This is a genomic window from Pseudomonas sp. SM4, from assembly GCF_051913165.1.
Classification (GTDB): Bacteria; Pseudomonadota; Gammaproteobacteria; order Pseudomonadales; family Pseudomonadaceae; genus Aquipseudomonas.
This window is the reverse complement of record NZ_JBODOE010000005.1, coordinates 218,386-236,107: the sequence shown is the minus strand read 5'-3', so window position 1 is coordinate 236,107 and position 17,722 is coordinate 218,386. Positions and strand designations below refer to the sequence as shown.

General features: G+C 61.1%; 14 protein-coding genes. 7 read left to right on the top strand and 7 right to left on the bottom strand.

The window, feature by feature from the left end:
* Positions 1–573: 573 nt before the first annotated feature.
* Positions 574–2,685 (bottom strand): ATP-binding protein, encoded by a 2,112-nt coding sequence (locus tag ACQ4MY_RS11780; RefSeq protein WP_440095225.1) that lies wholly within the window; start codon positions 2,683–2,685, stop codon positions 574–576.
* Positions 2,686–2,819: 134 nt separating this feature from the next.
* A complete protein-coding gene (locus tag ACQ4MY_RS11775) occupies positions 2,820–3,509 on the bottom strand; it encodes a GntR family transcriptional regulator (protein ID WP_008085895.1) in 690 nt (229 codons plus the stop codon).
* Positions 3,510–3,649: 140 nt separating this feature from the next.
* Here ACQ4MY_RS11775 and ACQ4MY_RS11770 point away from each other — a divergent pair, with 140 nt between their 5' ends.
* The 7 genes from ACQ4MY_RS11770 to ACQ4MY_RS11740 all read left to right on the top strand — a co-directional run bounded on the left by ACQ4MY_RS11770 (position 3,650) and on the right by ACQ4MY_RS11740 (position 11,018).
* Positions 3,650–4,735 (top strand): ABC transporter ATP-binding protein, encoded by a 1,086-nt coding sequence (locus tag ACQ4MY_RS11770; RefSeq protein ID WP_440095223.1) that lies wholly within the window; start codon positions 3,650–3,652, stop codon positions 4,733–4,735.
* A 1-nt stretch (position 4,736) separates the two neighbouring features.
* Entirely contained in the window at positions 4,737–5,654 is a 918-nt protein-coding gene (locus ACQ4MY_RS11765) for an ABC transporter permease (RefSeq protein ID WP_008085893.1), read from the top strand.
* Positions 5,651–6,439 (top strand): ABC transporter permease, encoded by a 789-nt coding sequence (locus ACQ4MY_RS11760; RefSeq protein WP_008085891.1) that lies wholly within the window; start codon positions 5,651–5,653, stop codon positions 6,437–6,439. The genes ACQ4MY_RS11765 and ACQ4MY_RS11760 overlap by 4 nt, the downstream gene beginning before the upstream one ends.
* A 15-nt stretch (positions 6,440–6,454) precedes the next feature.
* A complete protein-coding gene (locus tag ACQ4MY_RS11755; protein WP_440095222.1) occupies positions 6,455–7,507 on the top strand; it encodes an extracellular solute-binding protein in 1,053 nt (350 codons plus the stop codon).
* Between the two features lie 156 nt (positions 7,508–7,663).
* Positions 7,664–8,860, top strand: coding sequence for an amidohydrolase family protein (locus ACQ4MY_RS11750; RefSeq protein WP_440095221.1), 1,197 nt, complete (start codon positions 7,664–7,666; stop codon positions 8,858–8,860).
* Complete coding sequence (locus ACQ4MY_RS11745) at positions 8,857–10,344, top strand: amidohydrolase family protein (protein ID WP_440095219.1); 1,488 nt, start codon at positions 8,857–8,859, stop codon at positions 10,342–10,344. The genes ACQ4MY_RS11750 and ACQ4MY_RS11745 overlap by 4 nt, the downstream gene beginning before the upstream one ends.
* An 11-nt stretch (positions 10,345–10,355) precedes the next feature.
* Entirely contained in the window at positions 10,356–11,018 is a 663-nt protein-coding gene (locus ACQ4MY_RS11740) for a flavin reductase family protein (RefSeq protein WP_008085884.1), read from the top strand.
* 194 nt (positions 11,019–11,212) lie between these two features.
* Here the strand turns inward: ACQ4MY_RS11740 and ACQ4MY_RS11735 are convergent, their stop codons facing one another.
* The 5 genes from ACQ4MY_RS11735 to ACQ4MY_RS11715 all read right to left on the bottom strand — a co-directional run bounded on the left by ACQ4MY_RS11735 (position 11,213) and on the right by ACQ4MY_RS11715 (position 17,718).
* Positions 11,213–11,872, bottom strand: coding sequence for a DUF799 domain-containing protein (locus tag ACQ4MY_RS11735; RefSeq protein WP_008085883.1), 660 nt, complete (start codon positions 11,870–11,872; stop codon positions 11,213–11,215).
* Positions 11,869–12,237: a DUF4810 domain-containing protein gene (locus ACQ4MY_RS11730; RefSeq protein WP_008085881.1), complete on the bottom strand. Its 369-nt coding sequence runs from the start codon at positions 12,235–12,237 to the stop codon at positions 11,869–11,871. The genes ACQ4MY_RS11735 and ACQ4MY_RS11730 overlap by 4 nt, the downstream gene beginning before the upstream one ends.
* A 32-nt stretch (positions 12,238–12,269) precedes the next feature.
* A complete protein-coding gene (locus tag ACQ4MY_RS11725; protein ID WP_440095317.1) occupies positions 12,270–12,956 on the bottom strand; it encodes a CsgG/HfaB family protein in 687 nt (228 codons plus the stop codon).
* A 272-nt stretch (positions 12,957–13,228) separates the two neighbouring features.
* The gene (locus ACQ4MY_RS11720) at positions 13,229–16,327 is read right to left on the bottom strand and encodes an error-prone DNA polymerase (RefSeq protein WP_440095218.1); all 3,099 of its coding nucleotides are present in this window, start codon (positions 16,325–16,327) and stop codon (positions 13,229–13,231) included.
* Entirely contained in the window at positions 16,303–17,718 is a 1,416-nt protein-coding gene (locus tag ACQ4MY_RS11715; RefSeq protein ID WP_440095217.1) for a Y-family DNA polymerase, read from the bottom strand. Before ACQ4MY_RS11715 ends, ACQ4MY_RS11720 begins: the two co-directional genes overlap by 25 nt.
* Positions 17,719–17,722: the final 4 nt, after the last annotated feature.

Genomic DNA, 17,722 nt, shown 5'->3' with positions numbered 1-17,722 from the left:
TTTTGTGTGACAGGTGAGTTCCTGTGGCGAGGGGATTTATCCCCGATCGGCTGCGCAGCAGTCGTAGATTCTGCCCCTCGGTATACCTGAAGAAATGCAGGGGAGCGCTTCGGAATTACGCTTCGAAGTCATTGGCGGGCCTTGATCGAAAGATTGCCTGAAAAACTCTGGTGCCAGATCAGATCTCTATGACTAGTGAGTTTTGTGTGACAGGTGAGTTCCTGTGGCGAGGGGATTTATCCCCGATCGGCTGCGCAGCAGTCGTAGATTCTGCCCCCTCGGCATACCTGAAGAAATGCAGGGGAGCGCTTCGCACTCCAGCGGGGATAAATCCCCTCGCCACAAGTAATTTCCTTACACCTCGGGTAGTTTCCTTACACCTCGGGTAGTTTCCTTACACCTCGGGTAGTTTCCTTACACCTCAGGTAATTTCCTTACACCTCAGGTAATTTCCTTACACCTCAGGTAATTTCCTTACCCCTCGGGTACTTTCCTTAGACCTCGGATAGTTTCCTTGCACCTCAGGTAACTTCCTTGCGCCACAGAATCCCGGTAGACACAGGGTTCTGTCAGTCAGGCATTAAGCACCGCGCGAATCATCTGCAGCATTGCCTCCAGGCTGTACGGTTTACCCAGCAAATGCGTATCGGGGCTCAGTTGGTGATTGCGTGAAATGATGTCGCGGGTATGCCCGGAGGTGAACAGTACTGCCACCGGCGGCGTCTGTACCTTGGCCCAGGCAAACAGGTCGGAGCTTTTGATCAGGCCCGGCATGACCACGTCGGTGAAGATCAGGTCGACCTCGACGCCTTCCAGCAGCATTTGCATCGCCACATCGCCGTTACCGGCGGTCAATACGCGATAGCCTTCTTCGCGCAGCAGCTCGACCGCCGAGGCGCGTACCGCGTCGTTGTCCTCGACCACCAGAATCGATTCGTGGCCACCGCTCTGCTGCCGTTGCAAGTTGGGCGCTTCATCAAGGATCGGGCGCAAACTGCGCGGAAAGTACAACTGCACGCGCGTACCTTCGCCCACCGCACTGTCGATGTCGACATGCCCGCCGCTCTGTTTGACAAAACCGAAGACCATGCTCAAACCCAGCCCGGTGCCTTGGCCGTCCGCCTTGGTGGTGAAAAACGGTTCGAACACCTGCTCCAGAATGTGCGCCGGGATCCCCGCGCCGCTGTCGCTGACCGCCACCCTTACAAACTCGCCGGGGACGATGCCTTTGCCGGCACAGAACTCGCGGTCGAGCTGCACATTGGCAGCGCTGAGGCCGATGGTGCCCTCACCCTTCATGGCATCGCGGGCATTGATCGCCAGATTGAGAATGGCGTTTTCCAGCTGATTGCGATCGACGTTGATGTGCCACGGCACGGGCGGCAGTTGCACATCGATCTGAATGGTTTCGCCCAGTGCCCGCTGCAGCAACTCACCGACGCCTTCGAAGATCTGCTGCGGATTGCACACTGCCGGCGACAGCGGCTGACGACGAGCAAACGCGAGCAACTGCGAAGACAGCTTGGCTCCGCGTTCCACTGCTGCCAGCGAAGCACTGACGCGGCGCTGCACGTTGGCGTTGTCGGGCTCGTGCCGGGCCAGCAAGTGCAGGTTGCCGGCGATCACTTGCAGCAGATTATTGAAGTCATGGGCAACGCCGCCGGTCAGACCGCCGATGGCCTCAAGCTTCTGCGACTGGCGCAACTGTTCTTCAGCCGCCAGCCGCGCCTCGACTTCTTCGCCGACGCGCTGTTCGAGATTACGGGTGAATTTGAGCAGGGATTCTTCAGCATTCTTGCGTTCATGAATATCGATCAACACGCCGGGGAAACGCAGCGGCCGGCCGTCCTCATCAAACTCGCAACCACCGCTGGCCAGCACCCAGATGTAACTGCCATCGCTGCGCATGACCCGATACTCAGCGTTGTACGGCTCGCCGGTCTGCACGGAATGCGCAACACGTTCCTGCACCCAGGCGAAATCATCGGGGTGGACGCGCGACTCGGCGATGTCTTGAGCCAGGTTGCTCAGGTCCTGATTCGGTGGATAGGAGAACGTGCGGGCAAAACGTTCGTCCGCCGACAGCCTGTTGTTCTTCACGTCCCAGACAAACGAGCCGAGCAAGGCCCCGGCATTCAGCGCCAGGCGCACCCGTTCATTGTCGGCGCGATAGGCATCTTCGGCCGCCTGGCGCAGGCGCTCGGAATGCATGAATTCGGTGGTCTCGACCACCATCGCCATGACCCCGGCAGGCGCACCGTCATCGTTGGCCACCGGGCTGTAATACAAGTCCATCCAGACGTCTTCGGGGACGCCGTCGCGCAACAGCACCAGCTCTTTGTTGCGAAACGACAAGGTGCCGCCGGCCAGACAGGTATCGACCACATGCCGGTTGAATTCGGCGACTTCCGGCCAGCCCAGCTCTACCGGCACACCGAGCAGATACGGATGGCGGCCACCGGCAAATTTCGAGTAGGCGTCGTTGTAGATCATGTAGCCGGCACGGCCCCAAAGCATGACCATCGGCAGCGGCGAGGCCAGCATCAATTGCACCGTGCTGCACAGGCTCGCCGGCCAGCTATGCAACGGGCCAAGTTCGGTGTGGCGCCAATCGAACGCGCGGATGCGTTCGGCCATTTCGCCTTGCCAGCCATCACAACCGTGGCTATCGGATAAAAACTGCATCGACTGACTCGGTGTCCTGTGGTGATTGCCCGATAAATCGCAACGCCAGAACGACGCGACGCCCGTCTGTTTCGAGCGTCTTCAGTCGTATTGGTTTCATTTGAGCTATAGCCGATTTGATCGCCGTTCGGAGGCTAGACCCCGATCAGGTGTTTGAGCGGATGGTAGCCAGTTTTCATCTTCGCGGCGACGTCGAGAATGGCTTTTTCGATGCCGTTCAAATGCATGCAGGTCAGCTCGATGGCGGCGCTCTGATTGCCGGCCTCGATGTATTCGATCAGGCGCAGGTGTTCGTCATCGCGGCACACCTCGTGGCTGTCGTCATCCAGTGCAGCGGCATACAGCGAGGCGCGCGAGATCAGTTTCTGGAACCAGTCGAGCAACACCGGGTTGTTCAGGCTGCGCGCCAATTTGATGTGGAACTCGCCAAGCAGATGGATCAGCCGTTCGTGGTCACCGGCAGCGTGGGCTTCATCCTCCAGCAATAAATGTTCACGCAAGTCCTGCATCGCCGCGCTGTCCTTGCGCCGGCACAGTTCGGTGACGATGCCGATCTCGATCAGCCGGCGAGTTTCGAACAGCGAACGGATTTCTTCATTGCTCGGCAGCGACACCGATGCCCCTTTGTTGGGCTCGGTAGTGACCAGTCCATCGGCCTCCAACTGCTTCAATGCAGCGCGCACCGACGTGCGGCTGACATTAAATAATTCGGCCAGCGAGGCCTCGCCCAGCTTCATCCCCGGGCGTAATGAACGCTTGCTGATCGCCTCGTAAACCCCTTGGTAGACGCGGTCGACCGTGGTTTCCAGTTTCTTCTCGGTCATTCGAACACTCCTTTGGCGTCAGGCAACCATCCCCTGGCGATGCACGGCCATGGAAAAAGGGGGTTGCACACGCAGATTAATCCGGGTATTTCTAAATTGCATTCAGATATTGCATACAATAAATAGAGGATTGCACCATTATGGGTCAACCAATAGCAATTGAAGTGCGCAACGTCTCAAAACGGTATTCCGATGATCCAGGCCTCGCGCCGGCCCTCGACAATGTTTCGGTGAACATCGCCGACAATGAATTCTTTACTCTGCTAGGCCCCTCGGGCTGCGGTAAAACCACCCTGCTGCGCACCATCGCCGGCTTCGAACACGTCAGTGAAGGCGAGATTCGTTTGGCCGGTGAACCGGTCAATGACCTGCCGCCATTCAAGCGCCGGGTCAACACGGTGTTCCAGAGTTACGCGCTGTTTCCACACATGAGTGTGGCGCAGAATATCGCCTTCGGGCTCGAGATGCAGGGTCTTGAGCGCAAGTTGATCCCCGATCGCGTCAACGAAATGCTCGCGCTGGTGCAAATGGAGCATCTGGCCGGACGCAAACCGGCGGAACTCTCCGGCGGTCAACAGCAGCGCGTGGCTCTGGCCCGGGCCTTGGCGCCGAAACCGAAAGTGCTGCTGCTCGACGAACCGCTGTCAGCGCTCGACCTCAAGCTGCGCAAAGAAATGCAGGTCGAACTCAAGCGTGTGCAAAAAGAAGCCGGGATCACTTTCATCTTCGTCACCCACGATCAGGAAGAAGCGCTGACCCTGTCCGACCGCATCGCGGTGATGTCGGCCGGCAAGATCCTGCAGATCGGCACCCCGACCGATATCTACGAGCACCCCAAACACCGCTTTGTCGCGCAGTTTATCGGCGACATCAACTTCCTCCCCGGCCAGCTCAAGCACGGCGAACACAACGAAAAACTCTTCGTGCCCAACGGCATGCCGGTCGAGATTGCCTGTCAGCCGCAGGGCTTCAATGGCAGCAGCGTGCAACTGGCGTTCCGCCCGGAGCGTTCGCAACTGGTCGATGCCAGCCAACCGCATCACCTGCGCGGAGTGATCGAGGCCGTGCTCTATGTCGGCACCGCAACGCTGTACCAGTGCCGGCTGAACAACGACATCAAAGTCATGCTGCGCGAAAACAACGAAGGCCTGAACCCTGGCCGCGCGGTCGGCGAACGTGTTGCCGTGCACCTGCCACCGCACGCCTGCCTGTTGATGGAGGCCTGAGATGAGCGTCAGCAGCACTTCCCCTGCCCTCAACCGCGCGCTGTTGCTCAGCCCGGTGGTGTTGACCCTGCTCGCCCTGATCGCCATTCCGCTGGGGATCATGGGCTACATCAGCCTGCTGCCGCGCAACACCTACGGTGGCGTCGACTGGCAAGCGCCATGGCAACTGCAAAGTTACGTGCAGCTGTTTTTCCAGGAAGGTTTTGACGGCGAACTGGAACTGAACTGGGTCTATGCCCAAGCGTTGCTGCGCTCGGTGCTGCAGGCCGGTGGCACCACCGTGTTGTGTTTCCTGTTCGGTTTTCCTGTGGCGTTGTGGATGTCGAGCCTGACCCCGCGCCGGCGTAACCTGATGGTCTTGCTGATCACCATTCCGTTCTGGACCAACCTGCTGATCCGCAACTACGCGTGGCTGATCATCCTGCGCGAACACGGCTGGGTTGCGCAAAGCCTTAACGCCCTGTTCCCCAGCGCCGGCGGCATCACCCTGCTCTACAACGATTTCGCGGTGAGTGTCGGTCTGGTCTACAGCTTCCTGCCGTTCATGATTCTGCCGATCTACTCGACGCTGGAGAAACTCGACTGGCGTCTGGTCGAAGCCGCTTATGACCTCGGGGCGAATCGCTGGCACGCGCTGCGCCGGATCATTCTGCCGCTGTCGATGCCGGGCGTGATTGCCGGCGCGTTGCTGGTGTTCGTGCCGAGTCTCGGCGCCTTTATTACCCCGGCGATTCTTGGCGGCGGCAAGACTTTGATGATCGGCAACCTGATCCAGCAACAGTTCGGCACCGCGCGCAATTGGCCGCTGGGCAGTTCGCTGTCGTTCCTGTTGCTGGCGATTCTGCTGGTGTCGCTGGTGCTTTACGCGCTGTACAGCCGTCGCACGGCGAAGACTATTAATCGGGGGGCGAAAGCATGATTTCCCTGCACCTGAAAAAACTCCCGGCAACCCGCGAAATCAGCCTGCTGATCCTCGCTTATCTGTACCTGCCGATCTTCGTGTTGATCGCCTACAGCTTCAACGCCAACCGCTCGGCGACGGTGTGGACCGAGTTTTCGTTTGCCTGGTACGGGCGGATTCTGGCCAATCCGTCGATTCAGACGGCGGCGCTGAATTCGATCATCGTCGCAACCATTGCCACAGTCTGCGCGACGGCGATTGCGCTGCTCGCGGCACTGGCCACGTACCGGCCGTTCTACGGGCAGAAAATGGTCGAGGGCGGGATCAACCTGCCGCTGATCCTGCCGGAGATTGTTACCGCTGTGGCGACCCTGCTGCTGTTCATGGCGCTGGGCATCAAGCTCGGTTTGCTCACGGTGATCGTCGCGCACATTGGTTTCTGCATTCCTTTTGCTTATCTGCCGATCCGTGCGCGGCTCAACGATCTGGACAAGAGCCTGCTGGAAGCGGCGAACGATCTGTACGCCAATCCATGGCAGGTGTTCCGCCGCGTGACCTTGCCGTTGCTATGGCCGGCGGTGTTGTCCGGTGCGGTGCTGGCGTTCGTGGTCAGCCTCGACGATTTCATCATGACCTTCTTCGTCGCCGGCCCCGGTTCGACAACGTTGCCGGTGTACATCTTCTCAGCGATCAAGGCTGGCGTGACGCCGGAAATAAATGCGATCTCGACGCTGATGCTGGTGATTTCGATTGTCCTGGTGGTGCTGGCCTTCTGGCTGGGCCAACGCGGTAAACAACAATAAATCTGGAGCACTCTCATGAAAGTCAAAAGCATGCGTTTGGCAGTATCCGGTCTGGCCCTGAGTTGTTTCGCCGCGTTCGGCGCCCACGCTGACGAACCAAAAGAACTGTTTTTCTACAACTGGACCGACTACTACCCGGTCGATCTGTTGGCCAAGTTCGAGAAGGAAACCGGCATCAAAGTGACCATGGACGGTTACGACAGCAACGAAACCCTGCTCGCGAAATTGCAGGCCGGCGGTGCTGCGTATGACGTGATCGTGCCGTCGCAATCGATCATGCAGACGCTGATCAAGCAGGACCTGCTGATGGAAATCGACGCGCCGAGCCTGAGCAACTTCCAGTACGTGAAGGGGCCGTTCCGCGATCCGGGTTTCGATCCGGGGCGCAAGTTCTCGGCGCCGTATCTGTGGGGCACCACCGGCTTCTCCTACGACAGCGCGCGGGTGCCCGGCGGAAAACTGGATGACTCGTGGAAAGAGTTCTTCGAACCGCGCAAAGAGCTGCAAGGCCAGCTCGCCGCGCTGGACACATCGAGCAGCGTCATCAACGCCGCCAGCCATTATCTGAACGTTGATGAGTGCAGCGAAAACCCGCAGGACGCCAAGCGCATTCTGGAACTGCTGCAAAAGCAGAAGCCGTTTTTGAAGATGTACAGCTCCGACAACACCGTCGACCGCATGGCCTCGGGCGAGGTGATCATGATGCAGAACTGGAACGGCTCGACCGCGCGGGCGACCTTGCAGAAGAGCACGATCAAGTACGTCTATCCGCGTGAAGGCGTGGCGATGTTCCAGGACAACTTCGCCGTGCCGAAAAGCGCGCCACACCCGGGTAACGCGAAGATCTTTATCGACTGGATGATGAAGCCGGAGAACGCCGCCGCCGTGTCGAACGCCATTGCTTACGCCAACGGGATTCAAAGCGATTCGTTGCTTGATCCGAAGTGGAAGGTGATGGACGCGATCAACATGCCGGAGGAATACGCCTCGCGTTTGCGCCCGGAGAAGGAATGCAGCAACAAGGCGCGGGAGCTGCAGGATCGGATCTGGTCGAAGCTCAAGGGTTGATCACCTGATCTGAAATCGAGGGGCGACCATCGCTGGCAAGCCAGCTCCCACAGGGATCTGTGTCGCACACAGAAAGTGGGCACACCTCGACACCTGTGGGAGCTGGCTTGCCAGCGATGAGGCCCGCCCAGACACCATTGAACTAGAGGTAAAGAAATGACCCAGCCACACTGGCTACGCAACGTGCGCCCCTACGGCGCCGCCGCCGAAGACCTGCTGATCGAAAACGGCCGCTTCACTCAGCGCCGTCCGGCCAGCAATGCACCGCTGTCCGCCACCGACATCGACGGCCAACACCAACTCCTCACCAGCGCTTTGGTCGAAAGCCACGTCCACCTCGACAAAACCCTCTACGGCCAACCCTGGCGCCCAAACAGCGCCGGGCCGACGCTCAAGGACTACATCAGCAACGAGCGCCGTATCCTCCGTGAAGTTACCGCGCCGATCGCTGAACGCGCCGGCGCGCTGTTGGAAAACTGCATCGCTCGCGGTTCGCTGACGATGCGCTGCCACGTCGACATCGACCCGGAATTCGGGCTGCGCCACGTCGAAGCCATGCAGCAATTGCGCGAACGTTACAAAGACCTGATCGACCTGCAACTGGTGGTGTTCCCGCAAACCGGGTTGATCAGCCGCCCCGGCACCGCCGAACTGATGCGCGAAGCGATGGCGCTGGGCGTGGAAAACGTCGGTGGACTCGACCCTTGCGGCATCGACAACGACCCGATTGCGCAACTGGATTTCGTCTTCAAACTGGCGGCCGAGTTCGGTCGTGGCGTGGATATTCACCTGCACGACAAAGGTGAACTGGGCTTGTGGCAGATCGCGCTGATCGCCGATTACACCGAGCGTTTCGGCCTGCAAAAACGAGTCATGATCAGCCACGCCTATTGCCTCGGCATGTTGCCGTGGAGTCAGGTCAAACCGGTTGCCGAGCGCTTGGCGGCGCTGGGGATTTCGCTGATGAGTTCAGCGCCGGCCGACACCGCCGTGCCTCCGTTTCTGGCGTTGCGCGAGGCCGGGGTGAACGTCTGCCTGGGTTCAGACGGCATTCGTGATGCGTGGTCGCCGATGGGCAATGGCGACATGCTCGAACGGGCGATGTTGCTGGCGTTTCGCTTTGACCTGGGCAAGGACGATGAACTGGCGGCGGCGTTTGAAGCGGCCACGGTGAATGGCGCTCGGGCGCTGGGCATTGAGGATTACGGCTTTGCGCTCGGTCAGCGCGCGGACTTCTTGCTGATGCCGGTCGAGACCCTTGGCGAAGCGGTCGTTGCGCGGCCGTTGCGCCAGGTCTATCGCGCGGGTTGCTTGATCGCCAGTGGCGGTCGCTTGCTGGACAGCCGGCTGTGAAACGCATCGGCCTGCGCGCCAGTTGCGTGGTCGGCTTCGACGGCACGCAGCATGTGCTGTGGCGCGACGGTGAAGTGGTGTTTGCCGGCTCGCGCATCGAGTTTGTCGGACGCGGTTATGCGGGGCCGGTGGATCAGTGGATCGACTACGGCAATGCGCTGATCGGCCCCGGCTTCATCGACCTGGATGCGCTGGGCGATCTCGATTCCACGGTGCTGACGCTGGACAACGGCGACGAGCGCGCCATGGGCCGCATGTGGTCTGCCGAGTATCTGGCCGCCGGCCCGCGTGAAACTTACAGCCCGGAAGAAGAGGTCTTCAAATACCGCTACGCCTTCACCCAGTTGATCCGCAACGGCATCACCACGGCGATGCCGATCACCTCGATGTACTACCGCGAGTGGGCGGAAACCTACGACGAATTTGCCGCCGTCGCCGACGTTGCCGGTGAACTCGGTTTACGCACTTACCTCGGCCCCTGCTACATGAGTGGCATGAGTTATTGGCAGGCCGACGACACCTTGGCCCATCACTGGGATGAGGCTCGCGGGTTGGCCGGCCTTGATGCGGCAGAACGTTTCTTCAAGGATTTTGACGGCGCGCATGACGGCTTGATTCGCGGCGCGCTGCTGCCCGATCGCATCCAGACCTGCACCCCGGCGCTGCTGCAACGCACCTCGGCGCTGAGCCGCGAACTGAATGCGCCGATGCGCGTGCATTGCTGTCAGGCGCTCAGCGAAGTGGCGATGGTCGAGCAATTGCGCGGCGCCTCGCCGCTCGGTTGGTTGCAGCAGCTGAACTTGCTCACGCCGCGCAGTCTGTTACCGCACGGCATTTACACCACGGGCGATGACGACTTGCAGCGGGTCATTGATGGCGGCGCGAGTCTGGTGCATTGCCCGTTGGTGTTCGCCCGTGATGGCGAGGCGCTGAACTCGTTCGGTCGCTACCGGGCCAAAGGCATCAACTTTGCCCTCGGCACTGATACCTGGCCGGCAGATCTGCTGGAAAACATGCGCCACGGTTTGAACATCGCGCGGTTGATGGAGGGCGGCTCGGCGCTGACCAGCAGCCTTGATCTGTACAACGCCGCCACCCTCGGCGGCGCGCGGGCGCTGGGGCGCGATGACCTCGGGCGTCTGGCCCCCGGCGCTAAAGCCGACATCACCGTGTTCAGCCTGCGCGGCCTGCATTTGGGCCCGTTGTTCGACCCTTTGAAAAACCTGCTGTTGACCGGGCGCGGCGACGATTGCATCGCCAGTTACATCGACGGTCGTTGCGTGATGCACGACGGTCGGGTCAGCGGCGTCGACTACCCCGCCCTGCAACGCCAGGCGCAACGCCAATTTGAAAAGCTCATGCGCAGCCACAGCGACCGCGCCTTTGCCCGACCGGACTGGAAAACCCTGTTCCAGCCGGCCATTCCGTTCGCCGATGACTACAGCGCCGACGCACCATTGAGCGCCATCGATCCACTTTCCTAGAGGTTTTTGCCATGCACAGTTTTGATTTCAGCCAACTCAGCCCACGGGAAAAATACAAGATCCTGATCGGCAGCGTCGTGCCCCGGCCGATTGCGCTGGTAACCACCATTGATGGCGAGGGCCGGATCAATGCCGCGCCGTTCAGTTTCTTTAATGCGCTGTCGGCGGACCCACCGATCCTCGCGTTGGGCGTAGAGAATTACGGCGACCAGAGCCCGAAAGACACCACGCGCAATATCCAGCTCAATCAGGAATTCACCGTTAACATCGTCAGCGATGCACTGGTGGAAGCCATGAATGTCTGCGCTGTGCCGTTCGCGCCGGGCTTCGATGAGCTGACCGCTGCAGGGCTGACGGCGATTGCCGGCACCACGGTGAAATGCCCACGCATCGGCGAAGCCCCGGTGGCGCTGGAGTGCCGGCGGATGATGGCACTGAACATCGGCCAGTCGCGGGAGATCATTTTTGGCGAGGTATTGATGGCGCATGTGCGCGATGAGTTGATCGACCCGAAAACCTTGTACATCGATCAATTGGGGCTGGATGCGATTGGCCGGATGGGCGGCCATGGCTACGCGCGCACCCGCGATTACTTTGATTTGCCGACCCGCTCGTTGCAAGCGTGGACGGAAGCGCCGGGCGGTGGCGAACGGTTTTGGCCCGCTGGCAAATAAGCGCCAACAGCAAAAGATCGCAGCCTGCGGCAGCTCCTACTGATCGTTCCCACGCTCCGCGTGGGAATGCCGCCATGGACGCTCTGCGTCCACTGTGACGCGGAGCGTCACGGGATGCGTTCCCACGCAGAGCGTGGGAACGATCAATGCATTCCCCCTGTAGGAGCTGCCGCAGGCTGCGATCTTTTGATCTTTCAGTCAGTGCCGTATTTCGGCGAACGCGGCCCGTACAGCAGGCCCGCCGGATGCCCCGCCGAGAGCAGGCGATTGCTCGCCACGCCGGCAATCGGGTAACCGGCATCGGTGGAGCTGTTGATGATCTGCTTCACCGCCGCGGTGATCAGCATGCCGATCAGACCGCCACCACCGTTATTGCCGCCCTCTTCGCTCGACGCCCGCGCCGAACCGGTCCACAGCGTGGTGCCGCTTTTCAGGTCGACCAGTTTGGCTGTCGCGGTCACTGCCGTTTCACTGCTGATCACCATGTAACGCGTGCCGTATTCGGTCACGGTGATGTACAGCGCCGCGTCCGCACCGAAGATTTCCTGCAGTTTGTTCGGCGGTGCCTGATGGATGTCGTCCGGGGTGGTCAGGCCGTTTTGGCGGAAAGTTTCGTCCACCAGCGCGATCGGCAACACGTAGTAACCGGCCTCGGCCAGCGGGAACGTCACCTGCGACAACAGGCTGTACGAGGCCTTCACATCCGGCGAGGTATTCAGCGGCGGCAACACCAGAATGGTCTTCGGCCGCGCCTGTTTGTAGGCCGAGTAATCCACGGACTTGGGCGCAACGCAGCCACCGAGTACGGTCAGGGCCAAACCGGCGGCCAATAGTTTCAGCGTACGCGAGATCATTGGGCGTCTCCGGTCTTGGCGTTTTTAAGCAGAAAATCCATGTACGGGCCGGACTCGGGGAACAGCGCTTTCTCGGTGCGGAACTGCTGCACCATCTGATCGTCCTTGCCCATGCTCAGATAGAGCAAGCCAAGGTGCGCGTGGTAACCCGGCGGCACGGCTTTGCCGGTGGAGCGGATCTTTTGCAGATCACGTTCGAGCACTTCAGCCTGTGCTTCCTTGGGCTCTTCGCCCTTGAAGTATTCGTAGACCTGCGGTTGGTAGTCTTCCCACTGGTACAGGGTTTTCGGGCCGGCACAACCGGCCAGCAGGGCACTGGCGGCCAGCGTCAGCGCCATCAGCGAGCGCGACAACGTCAAATTCATGGGTGTTGCTCCTTGCAATGAATGGGCGTCGATCAGTTGCCCGGCTTCCAGGCACCGGCGTTCATGCCATCGACCAGACGATTGATCGCCTCGCGCATGGCCAGATCCAGTACTTTGCCGTTGAGGGTGGAGTCGTACGCAGCGGTGCCGCCGAAGCCGACGATTTCGCGGTTGGACAAGGCGTACTCGCCAGCGCCTTGCGTCGAATAAACCACTTCGGAAGTGCTGATGTTAACGATGTTCAAGTTGACCTTGGCGTAAGCGATCTGGGTCTTGCCACGGCCGAGAATGCCGAACAACTGGTGATCGCCAATCTCTTTGCGGCCGAACTCGGTAACGTCACCGGTGACCACGTAATCAGCACCTTTCAGCCGCTGGGCCTGGCCCTTGATCGCCGCTTCCTGCTGGATTTCGCCCATGTTGTCGCGATCCAGCACGCTGAAGCGGTTGGTCTGCTGCAGGTGGGTGATGAGGATGGTCTTGGCCTGACCGCCGAGACGGTCGACGCCGTCGGAGAAAATGCCGCGCATATAGCTGGAGCGGTTGTCGAACTTGCCCACGGCCATTGGCACACGAACGCCGGTCCAGACTTGAGTAGCGCTTTCAACCTTGGCCACCGGCAACGCGCGGGAGCTTTCGGTGGCGCAGCCGGCGAGCGTGCTGGCCAACGTGCCGAGCACAGCAATCGCAACGCCTGAAACCAACATCCGGGAGATCATTCTCACTGAGTATTCCTTTTGAAAAACAGGGGGTATCCCGGCACGACAACGTGGTGGGGAGCGGAAAAGGGCCGGCATTATGACAAAGTGCCATCACTACTAACAGGTTTTTTTGACGCCATCAATTTGACTTGCTTACCTCTGTTGATCGTTCCCACGCTCTGCGTGGGAATGCCGCTACGGACGCTCCGCGTCCGCTGTGACGCGGAGCGTCATGGGAGGCGTTACCACGCAGAGCGTGGGAACGATCAGACATTATTGTGGTGCGGCTGTCAGTGGAAATCGCGGCTCTGCACGCGGATGCCGTTGAGCAGCGGGCTGAGGTCGCTCAGGCGTCCGGCGATCAGGTGGCGTACTTCGCCTTCGCGTTCCCAGCGGCCATCGACCTTGAGCAGTTGCGAGCCGACCAAGACCTGGCGTTGACGCTCGGCCAGATCGCGCCAGACCACCACATTGACGTTGCCGAACTCGTCTTCCAGGGTCACGAAGGTCACGCCACTGGCGGTACCCGGACGTTGTCGCCCGGTAACCAGCCCGGCAACGCTCACCGGCCGGCCGTGTTCAACGTCGAGCAATTCCTGCGAACTGCGGCAGCGTCGCGCCTTCAATTCACCGCGCAACAGCGCCAGTGGATGCGGGCCCAGCGTGGTGCCAATCGTCGTGTAATCCGCGTGCAGATCCTCACCGACACTCGGCTTGGGCAGCACTACATCAGGCTCTTCCTGGCTCGGCAACCCGGCAAATAAGCCAAGTTGTTTCTGCACCCCCGCCACCTCCCAGCGCGCCCGATGCCGGTGCCCGGCCAGACCGCGCAACGCACCGGAATCGGCCAGCAACGCCTGCGCCCGACTGTCGAGTGCGGCCCGTTCACCCAAATCGGCGACATCGGCAAACGCCCCGCGCGCCCGCGCCGCCTCGATACGCCGGGCATCGTCCTCACGAAAGCCCTTGATCATCCGCAGGCCCATGCGGATCGCCGGTTGCGCCGCCGTGGTGGTTTCCAGGCTGCAATCCCAGTCACTGGCGCGCACGTCCACCGGGCGAATCTGCAAATGATGCCGGCGGGCGTCCTGCAAAATCTGATCGGGGCTGTAGAAACCCATCGGCCAGCTGTTGATCAGCGCACAGGCAAACGCCGCCGGCTCGTGGCACTTGAGCCAGCAACTGGCATAGGTCAGCAAAGCAAAACTGGCGGCGTGGGATTCGGGAAAACCGTAGCTGCCGAAACCTTTGATCTGCTCGAAAATCTGCGCGGCGAACTCTGGCGTATAGCCGTTTTTTTTCATCCCGGCAGCCAGGCGCTCCTTGTGCGGTTCGAGCCCGCCGTGGCGTTTCCATGCGGCCATCGAGCGGCGCAACTGATCGGCCTCGCCGGGGCTGTAATCGGCGGCGACGATGGCAATCTGCATCACCTGTTCCTGAAACAGCGGCACGCCCAGGGTTCTTTCCAGAACGACCTTGAGTTCTGGCGACGGATAGGTTTCTTTTTCTTCTTTATTGCGCCGGCGCAGGTACGGATGGACCATCCCGCCCTGAATCGGCCCCGGCCGGACGATGGCCACCTCAATCACCAGGTCATAGAACTTCGCTGGTTTCAGGCGCGGCAGCATCGACATCTGCGCCCGCGACTCGATCTGGAACACGCCAATGGTGTCGGCGCGGCTGATCATCTCGTAGGTCGGTTTGTCTTCGGCCGGGATCGTCGCCAGGCTCAGATCGAGATCGCGATGGCGACGCAGCAGGTCGAAGCAACGGCGGATCGCACTGAGCATGCCGAGGGCAAGAATATCCACCTTGAGCAGGCCGACCGCGTCGAGGTCGTCCTTGTCCCACTGAATGATCGTGCGATCAGCCATCGCCGCATTCTCGACCGGCACCAGGGTGTCCAGCGGTTGCTCGGAAATCACGAAGCCGCCGGGGTGTTGCGACAGGTGCCGGGGGAAGCCGATCAGTTGCCCGGTCAGGCTCAGCACTCGGCGCAGCACCGGGCTCTGCGGGTCGAAGCCACCCTCAAGCAAGCGTTCCAGCGGCGGCGTTTCATCGCTCCAGTGGCCACAGCAATCGGCCAATGCGTTGATCTGATCCGGCGGCAGGCCCAGGGCCTTGGCCACATCACGCACCGCACCGGCGGCATGGTAAGTGCTGACCACAGCGGTCAACGCCGCGCGCTGGCGACCATAACGGCGAAATACGTATTGCAGGACTTCTTCGCGGCGTTCGTGCTCGAAGTCGACGTCGATGTCCGGTGGCTCGTTACGCTCCTTGGACATGAAACGCTCAAACAGCAGCGTGGTGCGATCCGGATCGATTTCGGTGATGCCCAAGGCGAAACACACCGCCGAGTTGGCCGCCGAACCACGGCCCTGACAGAGGATGTTTTGCTCACGGGCAAAGCGCACCACGTCATGCACGGTGAGGAAGTAGCTTTCGTAGCCGAGTTCGGCGATCAGTTGCAGTTCATCGTCGATCTGCTTGAGCACTTTCGCTTGCGGGCCTTTGGGCCAGCGCCAGGCGATGCCTTCTTCGGTCAGGTGACGCAGCCAGGAACTGGCGCTGTGCCCCTTGGGCACTAACTCCTTGGGATATTGATAACGCAATTCGCCGAGATCGAACGTGCAACGCCGGGCCAGAGCCACCGAGGCATCCAGCAAGGCCGGCGGATACAACTCGTGTAGCACCTCGACAGTCCGTAAATGCCGCTCGCCATTGGGGTGCAAACGCAACCCGGCCTCGGCCACCGGCACGTGATGACGGATCGCCGTCATGGTGTCCTGCAAAGCGCGACGGCCACGGGCGTGCATGTGCACATCACCGCTGGCCACCGCCGGAATCTGCAACTCGGCGGCCAGACTCAACAGCGCTGCCAAACGCTGCTGATCGTTCTGTCCGCAATGCAACTGCACCGCCAGCCACAAGCGCTCGCCGAAGGTCTGCTGCAACCAGCGGCCCTCTTCCACTGCATCGAGCGAGTCCGGCACCCACAACACCAGCAGGCCCGACAAGGGTTCGTCAAAGTCCTCGCGCAGCACCTGATACTGGCCCTTTTGCGTGCGCCGGCGGGCACGGGTGATCAAGCCGCACAGCGCCTGATAGCCCGCCAGGTTCTCCACCAGCAGCACCAGCTTCGGGCCGTTTTCGATGCGGATTTCGCTGCCGATGATCAGCGGCAGCTCCACCGACTTCGCCGCTTGCCACGCCCGCACAATCCCGGCCAGCGTGCATTCATCGGTGATTGCCAGCGCTTGATAACCGTGTTTTTTTGCCCGCTGAAACAGCTCAAGGGCACTGGACGCACCGCGCTGGAAACTGAAGTTCGACAGGCAGTGCAGTTCGGCATAACCCTCGCTCATGCAAACCAGCCCTGCAGCCACAGCGGACCGCCCTCACCCACCGCCCGATAAGCCCAGCCCTGTTGACCGGCACGGTTCTGGATCAGGTAGTAATCGCGGCGCACATCGTCACCGTCCCACCAGCCCGATTCGATGCGTTCCGGGCCCATGAGAATCCGCGCCGAGCCTTCTGCCACACTCTGCGGCTCGCCGAGCAACCAGCCGGGACGGTGCACGCTCGGCAAGCCGCTGCAGCGTTGTTTATCGACGCCGTTCTGCCAAGCACACTCGGGGCGGTGATCGGCCTGGAAGCGCAGCCCCTGCACCGCGTCATCGCCCAACCGCGCGCGCAAGCGTTCGCGCAATTGCTCCCACGGCAACGTCTGCTGCGGGCGGTCATCGAACAGCTCGTGAAACTGCGGGACGAAACTCGGCAGGTCCTCGGCACGCAGACGAAAGCCACGCACCGGCGCCTCGACCTGCACTTGTTCCAGCCGTCCGCGCGCCAGTTCGAAGAGCATCGCCGGATCCCGTTCGGCGCTGAGCAGGCCAACTTTGATCAAAGTGTCCGGCAGCCCGGCGTGCTCCAGATGCAGATCGAAACGCTGCACGCCGCTGTCACGCCCGCAGAGGAACGCCGACAGGTCACCGGTCAAACGCCGTAACGGGAACAGCAAGGCCTGATGCGATTGCACGTCGAAATTCAGTTCGATGCGTACATCAAAACGATCCGGCGGCAGGTAGAACTCCAGCGCCAATGGCCGCGCACCGAACAAGGTGTCGAGGTGTTTGAGCATCTGCGCCTCGAAACGCCGGGCCAGCGCCTGACGCGGCAGGCTCTGCAGCTGACTGAGGTTGCGCAGGCCCATGCGCGACAACGCCGTGGCCACGGCCGGTTCCAGGCCGACGCGGTCGACAGGCAATTGGCCGAGGTGATGCTGCAAAGCCTCGCCGTCCGGCACCACCAAGCCGTCATAAGCATTGGCCAGCACCCGCGCCGCCACCGGATTCGGTGCGGCAACGATGCGATGGCGAAATCCCAGTTCGGTCAGTTCCTTGCGCAGCCGCGCTTCGAACTGGGCCCAGGAACCGAACAGGCCCAGGCTCGACTCGATCTCGAACACCACGGCGCGCGGGTAATGCACGCTGACCTGCGCGCTGAAGCCGTAGGCCCACGCGGCGAGGAACTGCTGCCAGTGTTCGACCTCGGCCGCTTCGTAATCGGCGGTGGCAAAGCCTTTGCTCATCGCCTGCGCAGCGGTCATCGACTGGCCAGCGCGCAAACCGAGTTTGCGCGCTGCCGGGTTGACCGCTTGCAGCACCCGACGCTGGGCCGGGCCGCTGAGCAGCACCAACGGCTCATCGGGATCGGAACGCTGACGCAACACCGCGTCCAGCGCCAATTGCGGAAAAACAATGCAGACCCAGCGCATGGCG

Bases quoted from the DNA above. Each gene is read 5' to 3' on its own strand.
- ACQ4MY_RS11780 (WP_440095225.1), bottom strand. From the start codon at position 2,685: ATGCAGTTTTTATCCGATAGCCACGGTTGTGATGGCTGGCAAGGCGAA.
- ACQ4MY_RS11775 (WP_008085895.1), bottom strand. From the start codon at position 3,509: ATGACCGAGAAGAAACTGGAAACCACGGTCGACCGCGTCTACCAAGGG.
- ACQ4MY_RS11770 (WP_440095223.1), top strand. From the start codon at position 3,650: ATGGGTCAACCAATAGCAATTGAAGTGCGCAACGTCTCAAAACGGTAT.
- ACQ4MY_RS11765 (WP_008085893.1), top strand. From the start codon at position 4,737: ATGAGCGTCAGCAGCACTTCCCCTGCCCTCAACCGCGCGCTGTTGCTC.
- ACQ4MY_RS11760 (WP_008085891.1), top strand. From the start codon at position 5,651: ATGATTTCCCTGCACCTGAAAAAACTCCCGGCAACCCGCGAAATCAGC.
- ACQ4MY_RS11755 (WP_440095222.1), top strand. From the start codon at position 6,455: ATGAAAGTCAAAAGCATGCGTTTGGCAGTATCCGGTCTGGCCCTGAGT.
- ACQ4MY_RS11750 (WP_440095221.1), top strand. From the start codon at position 7,664: ATGACCCAGCCACACTGGCTACGCAACGTGCGCCCCTACGGCGCCGCC.
- ACQ4MY_RS11740 (WP_008085884.1), top strand. From the start codon at position 10,356: ATGCACAGTTTTGATTTCAGCCAACTCAGCCCACGGGAAAAATACAAG.
- ACQ4MY_RS11735 (WP_008085883.1), bottom strand. From the start codon at position 11,872: ATGATCTCGCGTACGCTGAAACTATTGGCCGCCGGTTTGGCCCTGACC.
- ACQ4MY_RS11730 (WP_008085881.1), bottom strand. From the start codon at position 12,237: ATGAATTTGACGTTGTCGCGCTCGCTGATGGCGCTGACGCTGGCCGCC.
- ACQ4MY_RS11725 (WP_440095317.1), bottom strand. From the start codon at position 12,956: ATGATCTCCCGGATGTTGGTTTCAGGCGTTGCGATTGCTGTGCTCGGC.
- ACQ4MY_RS11715 (WP_440095217.1), bottom strand. From the start codon at position 17,718: ATGCGCTGGGTCTGCATTGTTTTTCCGCAATTGGCGCTGGACGCGGTG.